This window comes from Blautia sp. KLE_1732_HM_1032 (genome assembly GCF_025147905.1).
Classification (GTDB): domain Bacteria; phylum Bacillota; class Clostridia; order Lachnospirales; family Lachnospiraceae; genus Blautia_A; species Blautia_A fusiformis.
In genome coordinates this window covers 390690-410002 of record NZ_CP102266.1, presented here as the reverse complement: position 1 = coordinate 410002, position 19313 = coordinate 390690, and the positions used below count along the sequence as shown (strand labels likewise).

Here is a 19313-nt window from a genome sequence, read left to right as displayed (position 1 = left end):
ATCACACTCCAGCCTGTGTCATGCGATACAAAAGATCATATCCATCGGCATTTGCTTTCATATCCCGGATAAAGGTATGTTTTCCCAACCGGTCTGCCTGCTCCAGAAATCGTTCCAGAAGCACTGCTCCGCCGCCGATAAACACCGTATAAGTAGATTTTGTATCAATGCCCCGCTCTCGGATGCTGTTCAGAAGATCGGTAACAAAATTCTGAACCATGGTTTCTACTGCCTGTACAACAGCTTCCTCATAATACTGCGTTTTTCCCTTGATGATACTGTCGATATCTGCCTCCTCCAGAAGCATGTCATATTCACTGTTAATACTGGAAATGATATCGTTATACATGGTAATCACACCTTTTTCCAGAGAATCACAATAATCCATATCCGGTCTGCCACTTCTCATCAGAAGATAATCAGAAGTAAATCCGCCAATATCAATCCCTACGACTTTCGGAATCTCACGGATTTCCATCATCCTCGTCATCATGGCTGCATAATCCTGCGGAAACGCCATTACATTCTGTATACAGAGGTGATAGACTTTATCGTTGAAGCACAGTTCCTGCACCTTCCCGTCCCCTTTGAAATAGCGTTCATATCTCTCACAAAGCTCTGCAAAATGCTTCGGCGGAAGCCCAATCGGAAGTTCCACCTGAATGACATCCTCCGGCTGGATCTGGCTTTTCTGCTCCAGCTCCATTGCAATGGCAAATAAAGTCAGAATCCAGAATCGGTTCCGGCTGTCCTGCGTCTTGTCCCTCTGGTACGGAATCCGCTTCTCACTAAGGGTATAATACTTTCCCTGATATTTCAGATACTTCTCTCCCCTGGCAGGCTTTTTATCCTGTTCCGTCAGTCCTGTGGTAAAGATAAAATGACAGGTTTTCATGTTCCGGTTCCCGTGATCCACGGCTACTCTTAATTTTTTAATCATAATGATTTCACTCCTTTGTATTTGATACTTATTCTGTACGTAGGAGGTACCTAGAGTGCAACTCTTTATAATCCATTTTCTTATTTTACCAATCAAAAAATTCAAAAAACAAAAATTAAAAATTATCTTTTTTAATTTTTTAAATAAATGCAACCGTTACAATATTTACTGTGTATCTTATTACAAAGGGAACCTTGGAAAGGAGTCGTGTACATATATGAAGGCTTATAAAAAAATAATCAGTTTTATCCTAACACTCGTTATGATGCTGTCGCTAAGTGTTAATGTTTTTGCAGCAGAGCCGCTTACAGATGACCCTAATATGATTGAATGGAAGTACACTGTGTTTGCTAACGAAAGCCTGCAGAAAGTTGTTGAAGAAGGTGTTATTCCAAATGCATATGCCCGATATACTTGGCGCGGAATCACATTGAAAAATGGCGAAGTCGCCATATTAACACCATCAAATAACAGTATGGGACTTTATTGTAATAGCGGCAGATACATAACTATAAATTACACTTTGAGCCGTTCTGCTTTTCATCGTTCAAGAGTACGCGCATACGTAGCTGGACCTTCATCAGAATTTGTGCGTGAGATTACAGCAAGTGGTTTGCGTTCAGGATTTACGACACAGGCAACTGATTACTATTACGGCATGGTAACTAATCTGTCCTCTGATGCCTTTACAATCAAATCATTTTCTATTACATTTTAATAGTGGAAAATATTTCAAGTGCTGGTGAGTACTTATCCTGATTTTAATTGAAGCTTTTTAACTTGGTTTCTCGGTTCCCTTTTTTGAAAATACACATTCCCATTATTAAACCACTGCTATAGTATTCACTGAATTTATGAGGTAGAAGCATGTTATTTAACATAGATGAGAAACAACTGATGCTCGAACTAAAAAATAAAGATGAGCGCGCTTTAAAAATATGTATGAACAAATACTACAGATATGTTGTATACATAGTCGAGAATATTATTGGAAGTGCTTTGCCATATGAAGACAAGGAGGCGGTCGTGTCTAATGTTTTTGTAGCTCTATGGAATTACAGTGCAGATTTAGATACAGATAACTACAGCACATTCAAACCCTATTTAGGAACAATCGCAAGAAACATGGCAAAAAACGCATTACGAAAAACCTCTAAGATGCATTTTGAAAATTACGAAGATGCGTTTCAGGTTGGAACGAACGAACATATTGAATACGGGCCGTTAAAAGAAGAAGTAATCAAATGCTTAAAAGAAAGCATATATGAACTATCAGTTGACGAAAGAAAATGTTTTATCTCGTACTACTATTACACTAAGACAATCGCTGTAATAGCAGAAGAAACCGGATTAAAAGAATCTACAGTAAAATCCAAACTGTTACGCGGACGTAAAAAATTAAAACTAAAAATGGAAAAGAAGGGATTTAGATATGAAGACTGTAAAATTTTCTTTGAATGAGTTAATGAGTGAAATTGATGAATCTTTTATTGAGGAAGTGTATTTTCATGATTGCAATAAAATACTGAAAAAATATTCCAAACAAAAGATACGTCAAAATGTATTTTGTAAAACAGCTTCAAAACATAAGCCTTTAAAGTTCACTTATAGAACTGCAATTATTGTAACTGTGGTTTCAGTGTTTTTGTGTATGCCTGTATATGCTGCAATCAGTCATCTGTTAACATCGGCTTTAATTGATGACAGCAATCGACATTTAATCGGGACAGAAACCAATGATAGAAGCTACATCATATTAAAAGACGGTGTATATACCAATGAAAAGGGGAAAGTTGTTGATATTGAGGAATTAGCCAAATCTTCATCAGAATTTCCTGAAAGCAGAATTGTTAAAAGCAGTCTGATGCCTAATTTCATACCATCATCAATAGTAGAGATTCCTACTGATAAATCAGATGAAATATATATCATTCCAGAAATAATTCTAATCAACAATTCACTTTGTGTACTTACACAAGACAATGGAAAGGGATGGGAACTAACTGATAAAGATAATATAGTCATTTCGTTTGATAAATATAAATCAGACATTACAGTATCCCAAGATTTGATTATCGGTTATGTAAAAGACGGGATAATGTATGAAGGAGAAGTGTTCGATGAACTGAGTGGAAAATATAGTTTCTCACCAGATGAAAAAGGGGAATATTTTTTCTATCTGCTTAGCGGAAGTTCCGATTATCTATCTCTTAAAAGCGGTAATCTGGAGGTAAATTAAATGTTGCTTTTGCGGGACTTCAGCATACCAATTAACTTTAGTATAAGGACAGGAAGACCTCTTCCGTACAGGAATAGGTCTTCTTGCTGTCTCCGTGCATGCTTTAAAGTATAAATAGGCTTTAATCTGGATACAATTTCAACTGCATCGTTGATACACGCTGTGTTTATCTCGTTTACTGTATCATTCATAAGAATTTAATTGGTTATGTTTATTGTGATGATAGAGTAGCCTTTGTTTTGAACATCTTCCTTGAAAGATTTGTAAACGATACTGTAGATTATCATATTCATTATGTCGGCGTAGATTCTTTAGATGAAGAATGTATTGAATGCAGAAAATACTCTGATTATTGTGAACATATTTTACCTGCTTTCTGGATAGATGACGATTTTTGTGAATAATGAAACACTGGTGTTTGGTTATTCAAAATTTAAGCTGATAGATACTGGTGTTAAGTATATTAATCCGAAGCATTTTTCCGTAAAAAACTTTGTAAAGTATTGCAGATTCAATAAAGAGTGAAATTACAGTAAAATAAAAGATAGTTTTTTCGTTCCTTTGTTATGCCATTGTTCTACGCCGGAATCTTTTCTGCCATCTCCGGCAGGCACTTCTCAAATAATTCCCGATATCTTCGATACCCTTCATCCCGGAGTGGACCTTGCAGTGATGTCAGAGACCAAAGGAGAAGCTCTTCCTCTTCCACAGCATACGGAGAGGTATAGACAAATTTTTTCCCGTCAAAATGCGGTTTTGATAACTTCAGTATTTCCGTAATCTCTCCTTTTGTTTCCGCCTGCATAATCATTTCCACTTTCTTCCGATGGAACTCGCAGACGATGCTCTCCAGAAATCCCTGCTTCAGATAAAATTCCGCCCTTCTATAAAGTTTTACAAGAGCCTCCACTCTTTCATCAAATAACTTGTCCTTTTCACTGACTATCATCTGTGCCAGTGCGTTTGCATGTTCCATAACCAATGCTGTTCCCATTACATTTCCTCCCATAATAAAAGCTGGCATAAGAAATTTCTTCTCACACCAGCACGATTCTTTTATTCCTCTGTGATGATCTCACTGCTTAATTTTCCATGTACCAGATAGCGATAATTCCGTCTGGAATTGACACAGGTAGACAGCGTAACTATCCGATCCGTTGCCGACAGCTCGGTGCCGGTATCATAATCCCTATAAGAAGACACCGTATCCAGAAACGTCTGAAAATCTTCCGCTTCCGGGAAATGATACCTATATCCCTCACTTCCGGTTCTTCCCGCATAGCAGGAAAAGATACGATACTTGAGGATCTTGTCCGGCAAATAGAGATAAAACTCCGGATGTTGTTCAAATAGCTCTTTGTCTTGGTACTTATCCAGAGTTCCGAACATGCTCCCGTTTTTCATATTATGCCCGTACACGATCGTATTCTGATCCGTAAAGTCCGGCTGATTATGGCAGTCCACAAAGATGCTCCCGTTGATATTGGATTCTCCCGAAAAAAGGTGATGAAGATAATATGCATTATCTTTCCCCTGTACCACCGGATAACTAATATCCAGTGCCGGAATCTGAATCCACGCTATGACATCCGGATTAACCGCTTTTAAACCTGCAAAATCAATTTCTAGATACCTATTCTTAGGTTCCTCCTTTTCTTTCTCAGACTCCGGTGATTCTTCTTCCTCTGGTTCCTGAACATATTCCTGCAGTTTCTCGTAACTTACGTCCCCTTTCTGATACTTCAGATAAGCACCAAAGAGTTTTCCTGCCGCTGCGAGAAAAACAAGCAACAGGCAGATAATGAGTCCTGCAAGAACCGTATTTCCTTTTTTTCTCATGATTGTTCTCCTTTCGGAAGAGCCGAAGTCTGTGCCCCGGTTCCTTCCTTCTGTTTGATGGCGGCTAAATAGTCATCAATCCCCTTGTGTTTCCCGTTCCACTCCCCGCTCTCGTCCATATCCCAGACCATCCGGTTCATCGGCAGGGAAAGCTCCCGGCAGATTTCATAGACCTTATTGCAGCCGTTCTGGATAATCCTCCGTTTCTCCGCCTTATGCTGGCAGATAACAGGGGAACGCTCAAAACAGACCGCACACTTACTGTCATGCTTATTGCAGGCTACTTTCATCTTCTTATCCATGTCATACGCCTCCAAAAGCTGTTTCATCCCATATCCTTTCATCCGCTCCAGCACCGGTTTCAGATTCCGGTACTGGTTCACTCCGGCAACGCACACAAAGGTAGCGCCGGACAGATAATGGGCTATGGTCCCTTTTAAGGCTCCTTCGGTCAGATAGACACGTTCTGCGGCAAGATCACCGATCACATGTACCGGACTTCCGGAGGAAACTCCCTGGTCATAATTGACACTGGACAGCCAGATATATTTTTTCGTGTCAGTCACATGATCTACCCGGATCTGAAAACCCTGGATGAACCCGTCCAAAGAAACTATGGGAATCAGGATTCCTGAGTTTTCTGCTTTGAAGTTAATCGTCCAGTTTCCGTCTGTATCCCGGTAGAATCCCGGCACGCCTTTCACCATATATCCTTCTTCTGCCAGCCTTTTGACCAGCTTCTTCATTCCAAACAGCGGGACACTCCGGTAACGCTGTGCTTCGATCTGTTCCGGTTTTAATCCTCGTCTTTGCAGATCCTCCTGATGCTTCCTGTTAAGCGTGAGCATGGACAGCATTCTCTGATACGTCCGGTGGATTTCCTCTATGGGTGCAAGCTCTGCCGTTGCCTTTTCTTCCTGTACCGGCGTTGCTTTGATATAATCCGTCCGGTATTCTCCTTTTCCTAATGCTTCCCGGATCTGCTGATTTGCTTCGGAGAGTGTAACATTGTGCAAATCCGCATAAAGCTTCAGCATCCCCCCGGACGCATCACAGCGGTTGCACCGGAATACATTCTTTTCCACATTGATATTCAGTTTTCCATGCGTCTCTCCACAAAACGGGCAGTCATAATAGTTTCCCCGCCGCTTTCTGAGATGCAGCACCTGCACCACATCCAGTATTCCATAATCAAACCCAGACATATCATAATACATCCCGGTCTCTTCCTCCTTTCCCCCGCAGAAAAAAGCTCTCTGCGGGGTTCTTCCTTAACCAGCCATCGGCATTGCTTTTTGTAAAATTACCTTTGCTGCCGCCGGAACCAGATTGTTCGGTCCGGAATATTGCTCGGCAAACCACTGGATCGTTGACGGGCTTTCAACTGCCACCTGTCCCATGGTCTTTCCGCCGTATTTTCCCTTTCCCGGAATCACAGTCCCGACTGCCATTTCATAGTTCATGTGTTTCATCAGTTCTTCTACCGGAAGGGACGTATCCAGATTCTGTAATGCTCCCTGCAGCATCTGTCCGGTCTTTGGCGGCGTAGAGGCAGCCGGAGCGGAACCGTAGCCAGGCATTTGTCCACTGCCATGGTAAATGGTGCTTCCCGCCGCCTGTGCCTGCTGATAGAACTGATTCATCATCTGCTGGCCTGCATATTCCGGCTGACCTGGCATCTCTCCATAAGTTGGCATAGGGGCATTTGGCATGACACCCGAATCCGGCATGGCTGCATTTTCCATGGCACCTGAATCCGGCATCTGTGGATTCTGATATGGAATTCCGGCATCTACCTGTGCAGGATCATTTTCCTCTCCCACATCCGCAAACTGCACACCATATCCGGCATCCGATAATGCCCTTCCTACGGCTGCTGTTTCTGCCATTTCCAGAAATTTGTCTCCAAACTTCGGGTCATCGCTCCGGAATTTCTGCGAAAAGGAATTGGCTACATAATTGTCTTCCTGATCACATTTATCCAGATAGATACGTGCTTCCACAACTGCCATGTTCTCTGTGAAAGTGATAATCCGGCTGATGATCTTTCCTGCCGGATTGACCAGACGAAACCATAGCTTCCGGTATTTCACATCCAGATAAAGCTGCTCCTCCTGCCCTTCTTCTCCAATCTTTCTTGCCAGTTCCATCGGATGGAAGCCATCCACACGGTTCAAAGCGGCAACTGCCTCTGATTTCTTATACAATAATTCTTTCATTCTCTGCTCCTTTCATTTAGAAAAGCAGACGTTCCCCTATATAAGAGTAATAGTCCGCTTATTTCAAAAATTGAAAAATATTTTTAAACAACAAGTTTTAACTGCTCCATTTCCGGTTTCTGTTCACTCTGATACTGATCGTAATACTGTACGATCCGCTCACTCAGAATGGTGTTCCTTGTCCCGCTGTCATCCGTATGGATTGCCTGACAGACTGCAGCCCATTCCCCTACCAGATAAACCTTGCTTTTCGCTCTGGTCACTCCGGTATAGAGAATATTGCGCTTCAGCATCATATAAAAGGCTTTTACCCAAGGGATGATGACAACCGGACATTCGGAACCCTGTGCCTTATGGATGGTTGTTGCGTTAGCATGTTCGATCATTTCCATCTGGTCAGCTTCATATTGCACCTGCCGCCCATCCGGGAATCCGATCACTGCCCTGGCATTTCCATCCTCATCCGTGATACAGTCCAGTATCCTGCCCAGATCGCCGTTACTCGCCATCTCGGTATTTTTATTCTGTAAAATCTTATCGCCAACCCGGAACACCTGACTGCCGATATGCAGTTCCTTCTTCCCTGCGATTGGCGGATTTACAAAATCCTCCAGAGATTTGTTCAATTCATCCACTCCGGCAGCACTGCGTTTCCGATACGGAGTCAGGATCTGTACCTGATCCATGCCGTTTTTTGCAATCTCGTCCAGATAAATCCTCCGGACAATCTCTGCCGCTTCATCTGCTCCTTTACAGGCAATGAACTGAAAATCCTCCCCAAAGCTCAGATTAGTCTTATTCTCCTGCATCAGTTTTGCATTATAAGGTATGCTGCTCAAAGCGCCCTGCCGGTAAACCAGATCCAGTACCGTGACCGGAATCAGCCCGCAGGCAATCAGTTGCCGGAACACATCCCCGGCTCCTACGGATGGAAGCTGGTTCTTATCCCCGACTAAAAGGACTCTGGCATGTCTGCTAACCCGCCGGAAAAATTCATAGGCAAGATGCATGTCCACCATGGACACCTCATCTACATTTAGAAATCCGGCAGACAGGTACTCAAAATCCGGTTCAAAATCCGTATCATCTCCCAAAAGCCCCAGGGCCAGATGCATCGTGGATGCATTTTCACAGCCGGTACTCTCCACCATACGTCTTGCCGCACGTCCGGTCGGAGCCATAAGCTGTACCTCTGACCTGCATAACGCCTGATGGATATAGAGAATCACCTTGAGAACCGTTGTCTTTCCGGTTCCGGGACCTCCGGTAATAATACTGATGGGATGTGCAAACACCATCCGCACTGCCTGTTTCTGTGTTTCTGACAGCGTGATCCCCAGTGTCTTCTGTGCCTTTTCCAGCTCCGGTTCAATGGACAGCAAAACCGGCTTCTCCAAAAGCCGTCTGGCTATCATGGAAGCGGTCTGTGTTTCTTCTTCATACTGCCGGATAGAATAGATCCGTTCTTCCTCCACAACAATGCTTTTTTGCAGCACCAGCCGGTAAAGCACCTGACTGACATCCTGCTCCGATACTGCCATGACCTGCAGATCCCGGTTCAGCATTTCCAGTGCTTCCCTGATAACCTCCTGACGCTGCTTAAACAGATGTCCTTCTTTCATTGCCTGATTCATGATATGTCCGATGCACCCGGATATCCGCATGGGATCATTGAGTGCACAGCAGCACTGTCTTCCGATCGCATCCACAGTCAGAAACCCGAAGCCTTTGACTGCACTCAGCATGTAAGGGCGGTGCCGGATAATATCCACCGATTCATTTCCGAATTTCTTCAGAATCATATTCACTTTTTTGGGTGTTACCTTAAAAGGCGCCAGAAACGTCATCAGTTCCCGGAACACCTGGTTTTTTCCATAGGACTCCACAATAGCAGCCAGCTTCTTCTCGGAAATTCCACGGATCTTCAAGAGTTCCTGCGGGTTGTTTTCCATGATTTCCAGTGTCTGAAGCCCAAACTTCCGGAAAATAGTATCTGCCATCTTGGGACCGATACCTTTGATTGCACCGGAAGAAAGGTATCCTAAGATACCCTCCTTTGTCCGTGGTACAACCTCCATGAAATTTTCCACCTGATACTGAGTTCCATGCTCTCCGCTCTCCCATCTGCCTTCCATCTCAAGCTCAATCTCGTCTGTAAGCGGAAGACCGAATCCAATCGCTGAGAAGCCGATGATATTCCGGGATGCCAGATATTTGTCTCTGGCTGACAGGGGGACAGACGTCTCCTGTGTGGTGAATATGGCAATCGTATACCCATTCTCCTCATTCTGGAAAATCTTATGTTTAAATCTGCACCTCATTGTTTATATCCCTCCAGCTTTTTATCCGCATCCGTTCATTTGGTTTTCTCATTACGCCGCCTCCTTCTTAATTCGGAAAGTACGGCTCTCCGTTGTTTTTGTATATTCCTCATAGATATCCGGATGCTGGTTTTTCAGCTTCTCCATCTGGTCTTTCCCAACCGAAGTACGTCTGGTCGGATTATAGGTAATACGGTAACGGTTCGTACCGTCCTCCAGCACTGCCTTGCAGCCCTGCCCCAGCTGTTCCACAAAAGGAACACTGATTGCCCGCTGTTCTGCTTCGATTTCCTTTTTCCGTTTTTCCAACTGTGACTTTTCCTCCGAAAGGGTAAGATACTTCTCAAGATTTTTTGATTCCAGACCGGAAAGCACAATTTCCGGAATAGATTTGTCTGCAAAACCACCATAATTACGGATATTTGCCAGAACCAGATCGGAATTCCCGTTATGCGGCGGTACTACATTTTTCAATACATGTTCCTGCCAGAAATACGTTTCCTGATCAATGATGTCTTCTTCCTCAATCAGATCACGCTCAATGGTGCGATACACAAACTCATTCTCGTTATTTCCATACAGGCATGCGATAAAGGCTTTCTGCATATTCATCACAGACAGATAATGCCTTACCTGCAGCACATAATGAGCTGGAATACCCTCATCAGCCCACTTATCTTTCGCATTATAATTGCAGGTTTTACATTCCAGAATCGCAAATGTCCCATCCGGCATACGAACAAAAAAATCCACATCTGCAAGCATGAACGGATATAATGGATGCCGGAACATGACACGTACCGGAAATACTTCCAGTCCGGTCTTTTTGGAAAAGATTTCTGCCACCAGATCTTCCAGCCGGTGTCCGACTTCCTTGGCAACCCAGTTGCTTTCCTCTTCCTCCTGAATGACCGGCTGCACACCTGTTTTGTTGTAAAACAGATCCCGGATAGTGGCAAATGGAGAGATCCCCATGATTGCCGCTACATCACTGCCGCCGATTCCTTTTTTGCGGTATTCCAACCAGTCTTCTCTTGACAGGTTACTGATATCCACAACCTTTTCCGGTGTATACTCTGCTTTGTTATTCATTCCAATTCCTCCTAACATTTGACTGCTCCATAAACGTCATATTTTTTCCAGTCTTTTATAAGCGCCTTCGTAATATCCTCCTCCAGCTTCAGGATGCCCTGTCCGGACATTCCTTCACAGGCTGCAAAAAAGGAGGCTTCATTCATGGCATAATAAAGATCATGTGCCGTACAGGCACCTTCCCCGTTCTGGGATACAAATAGCTCCACCACCTCATTCCGGATCTTCTGTTTAATGCCAAGTTCCTTCATCAGCAGCTTCAGGCAGTTCACCGGATTACGGATCTCAATGTCCATAAGCTGAGTAAGATTCTTCATCGCATCCACATAGCGGGCGCATACCTGCTCCAGATTTTTCCGGAAGTCCAGAATCGTTGCCCCTTTATCGTGAGCCAGCTTGATTGGACTTCCCAGACTGATAACGCCGTTTGGTCCGTCTGTCAAAAGCATCGGATACAGATTTGCACCGCTCGCTGCCACGTCAGATGTGGTAAAACGAAGTGCCGGTGACAGGATCTTCTCATCCATTCCGTGTGCATCCAGTGCTTTTCGGTAAGTATCCAGAAGTTCCTGACTTCCTCCGAGCTTCCACATGGCAGATACAATGGAATGGTCATAGATACCAGAGCCCTCCATGTAAACACTGCCTTTGAAATTCAGATTCAGATATTCGCAGGTTGTCTCAAACATGGCTTTCATATCAAGGATGCAATAATCATGTTTATCCCCGCCATGTACTGCGGAAACCTTTCCGTCCGCAATCTTAATCAGGGCATCCCCTTTTGCAACCCGCAGGCAGTAATTGACTACCTTCGCATATGTTGCCTTATCCAGCTTGCGAAGCCCGTCTCCATTGACACCTGCGCGGCTTAAAATGGTGCGGATGGCACAGTCACGTACCGGATAGGATTCTCCTCTCATTTTCAGTACAAGCTGCGTATTCTTCTCTGTATCCTCCAAAATTTCTTCCATGGATGCATCTGCCGCATCCAGATTTTGAGCCTCCTTTTCCAGTGGTGCCAGCCGTAACGTATTCGTTGGCTTTCTGATCCATTTGGCATTTCTTCCTCTCTCTGCCAGAAACTCCAGCAGATCTTTTACTTCTGCAAAGGATCTCTCAAATCCATCTGCATACACTCTTGCTTCATTCATGTTCTTATTCCACCTTTCTTAAAATAATATTTATCCATCAACAGCCGAAGCTGGTTGTGGCATGCAACTATGCCGAAACCTAAATGTAAGCACAAAAAAAGAATGAAAAGAGAGTCTTTTCTCTGTTCATTCTTAAAAGTCTGGTTTCTTCCTGAAAAAACAAAAGTGCCACGCAGCCAAAAAAGGCATACCGTGACACTCACTACAAACATAAACTACTTATGCCAGGAATCAGCTCCTGCTGTTTCCTGTAAGTTTGGAGATTCTTATGAATCCCGAAACTCCCCAAAAAGGGTGTGCATAAAATAAACTATATCAGTATACTAGCACAAGATATTCCTCATGTCAATTCAGGCTTATACTATATATGGTGTTTATATTTGTTCAAAATACTACATCTATTTTTCTACTACGAATTCAATCTTCTCTTTCAGATACTCCCGGCAGCCAAACCGAACCGTTCCACACTGCTTTGACTCCTCTTTCGCCTTTTCATTACAGCAGTCCAAGTAGGGACAATCGTTACATTGATTCCGCAGTGCTTCCTTCGCCCATTCAATTTCCTGCTCATTTCCTATAATCCGCACAGACATCCACTTCCTTTGCTATCATCATACCCCAAAATCCATTTTCTATCATCCATAATTTCTTTTTTTGTATCATTTTAGTAAATTACGGTTATATTACGGAATAATCACTATATTTCAAATATATCTCTATTTTATTCCGTAATTTGCTGTAAGTAAATAGTTTAAAATGTGGAAGAGAGGTGTAAATGTATGGATAAAAACTTTATTGGAGAACGCATCAGCGAACTGCGTTTAAAGAAAAATGTATCTGAATATCAGATGAGTCTGGATCTTGGCAAAAATAAAAGCTACATCCAGTCCCTCACTTCCGGACGTTCTCTGCCTACCATGCAGAGCTTTCTGGATATCTGTGACTATCTGGAAGTCACTCCTCAACAGTTCTTCGATTCAGAGCTGCACAATCTTCCTCTGATTGACAAAGCAACTGATCTGATGAAACAACTCGATGACGAGGATATGCTTGCGCTCATTTCCATGCTGAATCGTCTGGCTCTAAAACGCAAATAGATTTCCGTGGCTGCCAAATCAAGGCAGCTTTTATTTTTATCATTTTTTCTTAAAATTTTTCAATCTTAAAGAAAAGCCCCCTATTCCTTAATTGAATGGGTAATATATCCATTCGCCGTACCTTGAAAACAAAAGAAATCTTTCGGGAGATTGATATAGGTGACTGCAGATAGTTTGCATCTTCGCACGCCTGCAGCTTAATAGTTACAAAGTAACACCGTTTTACGTGGCCGGAACGGGCATAGGAACTGGCTTCTGAAAGAATAACATAGACTTTTGGGATTTTAGCTTATAGCGCTTTTATTAGAGAACTTTTACTCAAAATTTGATATAATAATAGACAGGTATCAAGTTGATTCCCTGTCTGTGGAAAGGAGATTCATGATAACTGTAACAAAAAGGGATTTGATTGAATTAGGCTACGGTCCTTCCTTTGCTGCTGATATTATCAAAAAAGCAAAGGAACTTATGGTAGAAAAGGGGCATACCTATTATCAATCCAGAAAATTAGACAGGGTTCCAAAAGAAGCCGTTGAAGAATTATTAGGGATTACTTTGCCCGATAAGCAAGAATGATCGTGCTTTTTGCATTTTAGTAAGGAGTGAAATCATGGCAAAAGATCCAATTAAAAAAGCAGAAAACGGCACTTATTATTTTCGAGCCAACCTCGGATATCATCCTGTAACCGGAAAACAGATTCAAAAATACCGCAGCGGATTCTCAACAAAAAAAGAAGCCCGTGCCGAGTATTCCAAATTGATTCTTGCATCAACGGAAGAATTAGCTGATAAGAAGGAAGACATTACCTTCAAAAAGTTTATTGAAGAAATCTATCTTCCGTGGTACAAAACTCAGGTGAAAGAAAGTACCTACAAGAATCGTTACTCGACCATTCAAAAACACTTTGCCTATTTCTACAAGAAGAAAGTGTCCGAAATAGAAGCGATAAATGTACAGACCTGGCAGCTCAAGTTGGCAAAACAATTCAGTCCAAACTATGTACGCATTGTTCAGGGAATGTTATGTTTAGCTTTTGACCGGGCGATTATCCTCGGACTTGCAAAGAAGAATCCTGCCCGCATGATCGGCAATATCAAATCTAAAAAAGTAAAGATCGACTTCTGGACTTTGGAGGAGTTTCAGAAGGTAATATCCCTGCTGTACAAAGGTGACTACTACGAGCACTATCTCTTCATCTCGTTCTGGCTTTTATTTATGACTGGAATGCGTATTGGAGAGGCTGCCGCCTTACAGTGGGATGATATTGATTTTGAAACAGGTATGCTGATTATTAGTAAAACACTGTACTATAAAACAATGAATGACTACAAATTCGTTGAACCTAAGACGCAGGCAAGCAACCGTACCATTTATATTGATGCTGATACCATCAAGGAATTACAAGAATGGAAGGCGGTCCAGGCAAAGGTTTTACCAAATTGTGGATTCGTACTGAGTTATAACAGTACACCCACCAGCAAAACAACGCTTCCAAGAGCATTAGAGAAATTGGCAAATTTAGCTGGTGTCCACAGAATCAAAATTCATGCCCTGAGACATTCGCATGCTTCCCTGCTTATCAGCATGGGCGAAAATCCACTGCTGATTAAAGAGCGTCTTGGACATGAAAAAATACAGACGACACTAGGAACTTATGGTCATCTGTATCCAAACACCAATATTGAGATTGCAAAGAAGCTGACCGGGGTTCTCAGCTACCAGTCAGCTTCTCAAAGTATTGCTAATTATACCAGTAATCAGCATACTGCAATGTATCACAAAGAAATATAAAAATGCAATGATAATGCAATTTCAAACACCCAAAGCCGCAAAGCCCCGTGGTTACGGGCTTTGTAGCCCAGCGTCAACTATTCAAACTCAATAACACTAGGCCGCTTTTTTGTGTTACCGTGTATTAAATAAAATAAGAGAGGCGGGCTTTTATTAAATATACCACGTTGTATTATTATTTGCAATAGTTCCAAACATCACTCTAACATCACGGGAATAAATCGTATTATTTATTGCAGTGATGTTAATCAGGTATATACTCTATCACATCACTGATGCCGCAGTTAAGAGCTTTACAGATTCTATCAATCTGTTTCAGATTGACTGGCTCGTTCTTTCCCATAGAAGCCATAGTCCCATAACTTAATCCGGTTGCGTCTTTTAGATCTCCCTTATTCATACCTCTATCAAGAAGCGTGTGCCAAAGCGGATTGTACGATATCATAATACACCAACTTTCTGTTGACTTATTTTTTTCTTCCTGCTATTATTTTCTTAGGTACCGAGCGGAAGCAGGAAGTTTCGGAGTCCGCTCGGTGTCTATTCGCTTAGTTCTTAATTATTTTCTTTTAAAATGGAGAGGTTCTTGATTTTTTCAAGTGCCTCTTCTTTATTTTTACTGCTCTCGATGATCAACACGACCATTTCCATAACGGTTTTAAATTCTAATGTAGTCATTATGTCTTTTTCCATTTCTCTAACTCCTTTCCTGCTATCTCCTTGCTACAATTATAGTTTATCACTATATCTTCATTTTGTCAACATTTTTCTTCATTATTTTAGAGATTTTCTTCAATAAACTATTGACATGTACGGTACATATGGTAATATACAAACATAAACAACAGAACAAACATTCGTATAGACGGTGCGAGGTTTGAGAGATAATAGGAGGAAAATGATATGTCAGAACTTTTAAAGAAACAGAACTACGGTGTTGAGGTTGAATTTACAGGAATCACAAGAGCTATGGCAGCTAAAGCTGTTGCCGAAGTTATCGGGAGTACGGTAACAGGTCCTGATCACACCTGCTATCACACCAGAATCATTCGTGATTCACAGGGACGGAAATGGAAAATAATGAGAGACAGTTCCATTATTCCAGTACGCAAAACAGGAAATGAAAACATGGACGAATACAGGGTTGAATTTGTAACTCCTATTCTCAAATATGATGATCTTGAAACATTGCAGGCAATCATTCGCAAATTCAGAGAAATTGGTGGAGTACCTCATGCTTCATGTGGTATCCATATCCATGTTGATGGAGCGAACCATACAGCAACCTCTCTGCGCAGATTGGTAAACTTCATGTATAGTCGGCAGGAAATTATTTATGATGCCCTTGCAGTCGGAAGCAGAAAAAATCGTTGGTGTTTGCCAGTTTGTAAAAACCTGCTCGATACCATGAAAAAAGATAAGAACATCACAACCGATTCTGTCGAAAAGATCTGGTATAGCCCAGCAAACGATGGATATTGTGGTGGTATCGATCATCAGCATTATAACTCCACAAGATATCATGCGCTGAATCTCCATAGCTTCTTCCAGAAAGGTACTGTTGAATTTAGACTTTTCAATAGCACGCTTCATGCAGGAAAAATTAAAGCATATGTTCAGTTTTGCCTTGCGCTCTCTGCTTGGGCTATTGAATCCGATGATAAAGTCGTATTTAGAACCATGAACGGATACACAGCAAAGAAAAAAGTCACTTTAATGTATAATATCCTCACAAACAGACTTGGACTTTATGGTGATGAGTTCAAAACATGTAGACTTCACATGATGAAACAGCTTCGTGAGAATGCAAATGCAGAACATGCAGCTTAATCATAAATCAGCTGACCTAACGGCTTTACGGGGAGAAAGGGAATGCCATGAGTTTATATGTAGCATACGGAAGCAATCTTAATGTACAGCAAATGTCATACCGTTGTCCTGGAGCAACGGTCGCATTTACCGGATATCTGATAAATTGGAAATTACTTTACAGAGGAAGCCACACAGGATCTTATGCAACCGTCAAAAGGCAAAAAGGAAGTAGGGTTCCTGTTGCTGTTTGGAATATCGATAGCAAAAATGAGAAGGCTCTTGATCTGTACGAGGGATATCCGAGATTTTATAAAAAGAGAAATGTATTTGTACAATTAAAAAACGGCACTAGAAAAAAGGCTATTATATACCTCTTGCCTGACTCAGCCACTGTGGGAAGGCCATCTAGCCGTTATGTTGGAACTGTATTGCAAGGTTACAAAGATATGGGATTTGATACAGATTATTTGTACGATTCATTGGATTATAATTTAAAAGAAGTAAAATAAAGAGGGGAAATCCCCTCTTTAATAAGAGGTAACCGTTGCAGCGGTTACCTCTTTCTGCCGGGTTTTTGAGTTCCCTGGCGAGTGTGGGTTATGGCTGATTCCTTGTTCGGTACCCTAACAATCAATTCATCCAGCTCACAATCCAGGGCTTCGCAAATCAAGTCGAGGTGTTCCAGATTCACCCTATCTGCAAGCTCGTGGTACAACTCGTTGATGGTGTTGGGTCTTATTCCGGTTGCCCTCGCCAAATCTGCCTGAGTAAGTCTCATCTCCCCAAGCTTTTTTGACAGTAAAATTTTAATCATGCCATTGCTCCTTCCGTTATAATTTAGCACCTCTTGATATATCGGAAGGACTTTTGTTAGATTATATCAAATACTGTTATAAACTGCGTGATATATTTTATACCCTGTAAGGCAAATTTTGAAGCAAACATATTATAAAAAGCACCTATTTTGTTATTATTTGAATGTATTTGCATTCATGTGGTCAGCTATCTTTTTCCATGTATTCTGACCACAGCAACCATCATCATCAATACCAACATTCCGCTGAAATGTTTTAAGTGCTGACTTTGTATTTTTTCCAAAATCTCCGTCAACAGAAACTCCAAGAATGGACTGTAAGCATCGCACCGCTACGCCCTCAGTTCCAGACTGTAATACAGGAAGCTGAATATCCAGTTTTACTGTTAAGTCAGCTTTCTCTTTGCGTGATGAGGTATCTTTTTTCTGTTCCGGATATACAGCTTTTCCATTCCAATCATAGATGGTGTAGCCTTCTTTCCAGTCTTTTTTAGCATTCTCAAGATTCTTGTATGCCCCAAGCTGGCTCTTACTGTCTCCCCAGGTTTTCCGGATTCTGTAATATTTATCTACAGTTGTAGTTGCCGTCTTTGCACCGATCAGCTGCTTGAAACGGTTCCAGTCACCTTTTGCCCGGATTGCAGAAGGGCAATTCTTCGCACACACATCATAGTGGGATACCACATGATTTGCGTCAATTCCAAACTTCTTCATCAGCATCTTGCAGATCTCAACAGTGTTCTGGAACGCTTTTTCGTAATTATACCCTGCCTGCACACACATCTCAATGCCAATGGAATTGTGGTTGTTGCAAATTCCGAAAAGACCACCTCCGTAGTTAACGCCGACATGCCAAGCGCCTCTGTCGAATGGAGTTGCCTGATAAGCCTCGGTATCATCAACGTATACATGAGCAGAGTAGCCGGAGAAATTTCCGTCATGCTGGGCCTTTGCATGTGCCTTTGCATTTGCTCCTTTGGCAAAGTTATCTGTATTATGGATAACGATGTATTTAGGTACCTGATTTGCATAGCTGTTGTTATTGCTGATTAAACTTGTGTTAAGATTCATTGTAACATCCTCCTTATTCACTTCTGGCATCGCGATTATCTTCGCCAGAATTTCCAATATCTTTGAGCCATAATTCTTCCCGGCAGCCCAGCCTCCGCCCTGTGGATTTTCCTGTATCCCAAGCCATTCAACATATGGGGCTATTCCTCTTTTCACATAACAGAAACGAGGATCCACGCATACACCGTACAGTTTTTCGTTAGATGCATATGCTTTAAGATGCTGGATCTGTGCCCGGATGCCGATCCATGGATGAGAGAACGAATTCCCTTTCATACCATTTTTTGTAACGCCGATTCCGGCAAAATTGTTCTGGTCCAATGTTACGGCAGAACCATTGAATGTGAAATTACCTGTTTCGAGGCAACTTTGTGCAAAGGCGATATCTCCCCTTACTCCTTCCGTTTTTCCTTCTGATATATAATATTCAACCATATCGATTACGGATTTAGGTACTGCCGGATTAACTTTCTGTATATATGACTGCATCTGCTGGACCGTAGCAACTGCAGTTCCCATTATATTCGTTTTCATAATATCCCCCTAAAAAAGGAAAGGGCTTAAGCCCCTTCCTTCTGTGAACCATTTATTTTTCCATCGTCCAAAAGATCTTTCACGCCGCAAAACCACACATCAATTATCTTAAGCAGCGCATCTTCCGACACAATAACCTGCAGCCACTTTGGCAGTAATCCTCTCGCCTGCTGAACAACCCATTTCAATTTCTGCTGTCCCGTTCCCGATTCTTTATACATATGTTCCGCTTTCAGGATCAGCTGGTATACCTGTTCACGGATACCTTCCAATCCTTTATGCTTGGCATACTGAAACGCAATAACCAAAGTCACTACAAGCAAAATTAACACCGCAACCAGTAATACTGGGAACGGAATCTGTTTTAAAAAGTTAAGTAATTCCATAAATAA

22 protein-coding genes and 1 pseudogene are annotated in these 19313 nt (G+C 42.0%); 8 read left to right on the top strand and 15 right to left on the bottom strand.

Annotated elements, in window-relative coordinates; all coding sequences use genetic code 11:
* Position 1: 1 nt before the first annotated feature.
* The gene (locus NQ489_RS02000; RefSeq protein WP_020436706.1) at positions 2–940 is read right to left on the bottom strand and encodes a ParM/StbA family protein; all 939 of its coding nucleotides are present in this window, start codon (positions 938–940) and stop codon (positions 2–4) included.
* Positions 941–1157: 217 nt separating this feature from the next.
* Here NQ489_RS02000 and NQ489_RS01995 point away from each other — a divergent pair, with 217 nt between their 5' ends.
* The 3 genes from NQ489_RS01995 (at position 1158) to NQ489_RS01985 (ending at position 3179) form a co-directional block, all read left to right on the top strand.
* Positions 1158–1658 (top strand): hypothetical protein, encoded by a 501-nt coding sequence (locus NQ489_RS01995; RefSeq protein WP_021650057.1) that lies wholly within the window; start codon positions 1158–1160, stop codon positions 1656–1658.
* A gap of 149 nt (positions 1659–1807) precedes the next feature.
* Positions 1808–2401 carry an RNA polymerase sigma factor gene (locus NQ489_RS01990; protein WP_005333389.1) on the top strand — a complete coding sequence of 198 codons (594 nt, stop codon included), beginning with the start codon at positions 1808–1810 and terminating at the stop codon, positions 2399–2401.
* Positions 2373–3179 (top strand): hypothetical protein, encoded by an 807-nt coding sequence (locus NQ489_RS01985; RefSeq protein ID WP_021650058.1) that lies wholly within the window; start codon positions 2373–2375, stop codon positions 3177–3179. Before NQ489_RS01990 ends, NQ489_RS01985 begins: the two co-directional genes overlap by 29 nt.
* Positions 3180–3756: 577 nt before the next feature.
* Here NQ489_RS01985 and NQ489_RS01980 read toward each other — a convergent pair.
* The 8 genes from NQ489_RS01980 to NQ489_RS01945 all read right to left on the bottom strand — a co-directional run bounded on the left by NQ489_RS01980 (position 3757) and on the right by NQ489_RS01945 (position 12388).
* Positions 3757–4173, bottom strand: a complete 417-nt coding sequence (locus NQ489_RS01980) for a hypothetical protein (RefSeq protein WP_020436703.1) — start codon at positions 4171–4173, stop codon at positions 3757–3759.
* Positions 4174–4235: 62 nt separating this feature from the next.
* A complete protein-coding gene (gene srtB, locus NQ489_RS01975; RefSeq protein WP_005333383.1) occupies positions 4236–5018 on the bottom strand; it encodes a class B sortase in 783 nt (260 codons plus the stop codon).
* Positions 5015–6235, bottom strand: coding sequence for a CHC2 zinc finger domain-containing protein (locus tag NQ489_RS01970; RefSeq protein ID WP_005333381.1), 1221 nt, complete (start codon positions 6233–6235; stop codon positions 5015–5017). Before NQ489_RS01970 ends, srtB begins: the two co-directional genes overlap by 4 nt.
* Before the next feature lie 54 nt (positions 6236–6289).
* Complete coding sequence (locus tag NQ489_RS01965) at positions 6290–7237, bottom strand: hypothetical protein (RefSeq protein WP_005333375.1); 948 nt, start codon at positions 7235–7237, stop codon at positions 6290–6292.
* 83 nt (positions 7238–7320) lie between these two features.
* Positions 7321–9558 (bottom strand): SF1B family DNA helicase RecD2, encoded by a 2238-nt coding sequence (gene recD2, locus NQ489_RS01960; RefSeq protein ID WP_021650060.1) that lies wholly within the window; start codon positions 9556–9558, stop codon positions 7321–7323.
* Positions 9559–9609: 51 nt separating this feature from the next.
* Entirely contained in the window at positions 9610–10668 is a 1059-nt protein-coding gene (locus NQ489_RS01955) for a YqaJ viral recombinase family nuclease (protein ID WP_005333354.1), read from the bottom strand.
* Positions 10662–11801 carry a hypothetical protein gene (locus tag NQ489_RS01950; protein ID WP_005333353.1) on the bottom strand — a complete coding sequence of 380 codons (1140 nt, stop codon included), beginning with the start codon at positions 11799–11801 and terminating at the stop codon, positions 10662–10664. The genes NQ489_RS01955 and NQ489_RS01950 overlap by 7 nt, the downstream gene beginning before the upstream one ends.
* Positions 11802–12199: 398 nt before the next feature.
* A complete protein-coding gene (locus tag NQ489_RS01945) occupies positions 12200–12388 on the bottom strand; it encodes a 2-ketoisovalerate ferredoxin oxidoreductase (RefSeq protein ID WP_425458801.1) in 189 nt (62 codons plus the stop codon).
* Positions 12389–12580: 192 nt separating this feature from the next.
* On the opposite strand from NQ489_RS01945, the gene NQ489_RS01940 reads away from it, so the two are divergent.
* The 3 genes from NQ489_RS01940 to NQ489_RS01930 all read left to right on the top strand — a co-directional run bounded on the left by NQ489_RS01940 (position 12581) and on the right by NQ489_RS01930 (position 14690).
* Positions 12581–12898 (top strand): helix-turn-helix domain-containing protein, encoded by a 318-nt coding sequence (locus tag NQ489_RS01940; protein WP_005333350.1) that lies wholly within the window; start codon positions 12581–12583, stop codon positions 12896–12898.
* Between the two features lie 381 nt (positions 12899–13279).
* Positions 13280–13474 (top strand): DUF3173 domain-containing protein, encoded by a 195-nt coding sequence (locus NQ489_RS01935; protein ID WP_005333349.1) that lies wholly within the window; start codon positions 13280–13282, stop codon positions 13472–13474.
* 34 nt (positions 13475–13508) lie between these two features.
* Positions 13509–14690: a site-specific integrase gene (locus NQ489_RS01930; RefSeq protein WP_005333347.1), complete on the top strand. Its 1182-nt coding sequence runs from the start codon at positions 13509–13511 to the stop codon at positions 14688–14690.
* A 244-nt stretch (positions 14691–14934) separates the two neighbouring features.
* On the opposite strand, the gene NQ489_RS01925 is transcribed toward NQ489_RS01930, so the two are convergent.
* Positions 14935–15090 carry a helix-turn-helix domain-containing protein gene (locus NQ489_RS01925; protein ID WP_326929003.1) on the bottom strand — a complete coding sequence of 52 codons (156 nt, stop codon included), beginning with the start codon at positions 15088–15090 and terminating at the stop codon, positions 14935–14937.
* Between the two features lie 155 nt (positions 15091–15245).
* Positions 15246–15383: a hypothetical protein gene (locus tag NQ489_RS01920; RefSeq protein ID WP_021650062.1), complete on the bottom strand. Its 138-nt coding sequence runs from the start codon at positions 15381–15383 to the stop codon at positions 15246–15248.
* A gap of 210 nt (positions 15384–15593) precedes the next feature.
* Between NQ489_RS01920 and NQ489_RS01915 the strand changes: the two genes are divergently transcribed.
* Both NQ489_RS01915 and NQ489_RS01910 read left to right on the top strand, forming a co-directional pair.
* Positions 15594–16520 carry an amidoligase family protein gene (locus NQ489_RS01915; RefSeq protein WP_021650063.1) on the top strand — a complete coding sequence of 309 codons (927 nt, stop codon included), beginning with the start codon at positions 15594–15596 and terminating at the stop codon, positions 16518–16520.
* A gap of 47 nt (positions 16521–16567) precedes the next feature.
* Positions 16568–17011, top strand: a complete 444-nt coding sequence (locus NQ489_RS01910; RefSeq protein ID WP_021650064.1) for a gamma-glutamylcyclotransferase family protein — start codon at positions 16568–16570, stop codon at positions 17009–17011.
* 44 nt (positions 17012–17055) lie between these two features.
* Here the strand turns inward: NQ489_RS01910 and NQ489_RS01905 are convergent, their stop codons facing one another.
* The 4 genes and pseudogenes from NQ489_RS01905 to NQ489_RS01890 form a co-directional block, all read right to left on the bottom strand.
* The gene (locus tag NQ489_RS01905) at positions 17056–17316 is read right to left on the bottom strand and encodes a helix-turn-helix domain-containing protein (protein ID WP_021650065.1); all 261 of its coding nucleotides are present in this window, start codon (positions 17314–17316) and stop codon (positions 17056–17058) included.
* Positions 17317–17472: 156 nt separating this feature from the next.
* Complete coding sequence (locus NQ489_RS17940; RefSeq protein ID WP_227945636.1) at positions 17473–18387, bottom strand: peptidoglycan recognition protein family protein; 915 nt, start codon at positions 18385–18387, stop codon at positions 17473–17475.
* Between the two features lie 33 nt (positions 18388–18420).
* A pseudogene (locus NQ489_RS17935) lies at positions 18421–18915 on the bottom strand (glucosaminidase domain-containing protein); the annotation flags it as partial.
* 32 nt (positions 18916–18947) lie between these two features.
* On the bottom strand, positions 18948–19307 hold the full coding sequence (locus NQ489_RS01890; protein ID WP_021650067.1) for a hypothetical protein: 360 nt from the start codon (positions 19305–19307) through the stop codon (positions 18948–18950).
* Positions 19308–19313 lie beyond the last annotated feature (6 nt).

Coding starts and splice junctions, on each gene's coding strand:
- NQ489_RS02000 (WP_020436706.1), bottom strand. CDS start 940: ATGATTAAAAAATTAAGAGTAGCCGTGGATCACGGGAACCGGAACATG.
- NQ489_RS01995 (WP_021650057.1), top strand. CDS start 1,158: ATGAAGGCTTATAAAAAAATAATCAGTTTTATCCTAACACTCGTTATG.
- NQ489_RS01990 (WP_005333389.1), top strand. CDS start 1,808: ATGTTATTTAACATAGATGAGAAACAACTGATGCTCGAACTAAAAAAT.
- NQ489_RS01985 (WP_021650058.1), top strand. CDS start 2,373: ATGAAGACTGTAAAATTTTCTTTGAATGAGTTAATGAGTGAAATTGAT.
- NQ489_RS01980 (WP_020436703.1), bottom strand. CDS start 4,173: ATGGGAACAGCATTGGTTATGGAACATGCAAACGCACTGGCACAGATG.
- srtB (WP_005333383.1), bottom strand. CDS start 5,018: ATGAGAAAAAAAGGAAATACGGTTCTTGCAGGACTCATTATCTGCCTG.
- NQ489_RS01970 (WP_005333381.1), bottom strand. CDS start 6,235: ATGTATTATGATATGTCTGGGTTTGATTATGGAATACTGGATGTGGTG.
- NQ489_RS01965 (WP_005333375.1), bottom strand. CDS start 7,237: ATGAAAGAATTATTGTATAAGAAATCAGAGGCAGTTGCCGCTTTGAAC.
- recD2 (WP_021650060.1), bottom strand. CDS start 9,558: ATGAGGTGCAGATTTAAACATAAGATTTTCCAGAATGAGGAGAATGGG.
- NQ489_RS01955 (WP_005333354.1), bottom strand. CDS start 10,668: ATGTTAGGAGGAATTGGAATGAATAACAAAGCAGAGTATACACCGGAA.
- NQ489_RS01950 (WP_005333353.1), bottom strand. CDS start 11,801: ATGAATGAAGCAAGAGTGTATGCAGATGGATTTGAGAGATCCTTTGCA.
- NQ489_RS01940 (WP_005333350.1), top strand. CDS start 12,581: ATGGATAAAAACTTTATTGGAGAACGCATCAGCGAACTGCGTTTAAAG.
- NQ489_RS01935 (WP_005333349.1), top strand. CDS start 13,280: ATGATAACTGTAACAAAAAGGGATTTGATTGAATTAGGCTACGGTCCT.
- NQ489_RS01930 (WP_005333347.1), top strand. CDS start 13,509: ATGGCAAAAGATCCAATTAAAAAAGCAGAAAACGGCACTTATTATTTT.
- NQ489_RS01925 (WP_326929003.1), bottom strand. CDS start 15,090: ATGAATAAGGGAGATCTAAAAGACGCAACCGGATTAAGTTATGGGACT.
- NQ489_RS01920 (WP_021650062.1), bottom strand. CDS start 15,383: ATGGAAAAAGACATAATGACTACATTAGAATTTAAAACCGTTATGGAA.
- NQ489_RS01915 (WP_021650063.1), top strand. CDS start 15,594: ATGTCAGAACTTTTAAAGAAACAGAACTACGGTGTTGAGGTTGAATTT.
- NQ489_RS01910 (WP_021650064.1), top strand. CDS start 16,568: ATGAGTTTATATGTAGCATACGGAAGCAATCTTAATGTACAGCAAATG.
- NQ489_RS01905 (WP_021650065.1), bottom strand. CDS start 17,316: ATGATTAAAATTTTACTGTCAAAAAAGCTTGGGGAGATGAGACTTACT.
- NQ489_RS17940 (WP_227945636.1), bottom strand. CDS start 18,387: ATGAATCTTAACACAAGTTTAATCAGCAATAACAACAGCTATGCAAAT.
- NQ489_RS01890 (WP_021650067.1), bottom strand. CDS start 19,307: ATGGAATTACTTAACTTTTTAAAACAGATTCCGTTCCCAGTATTACTG.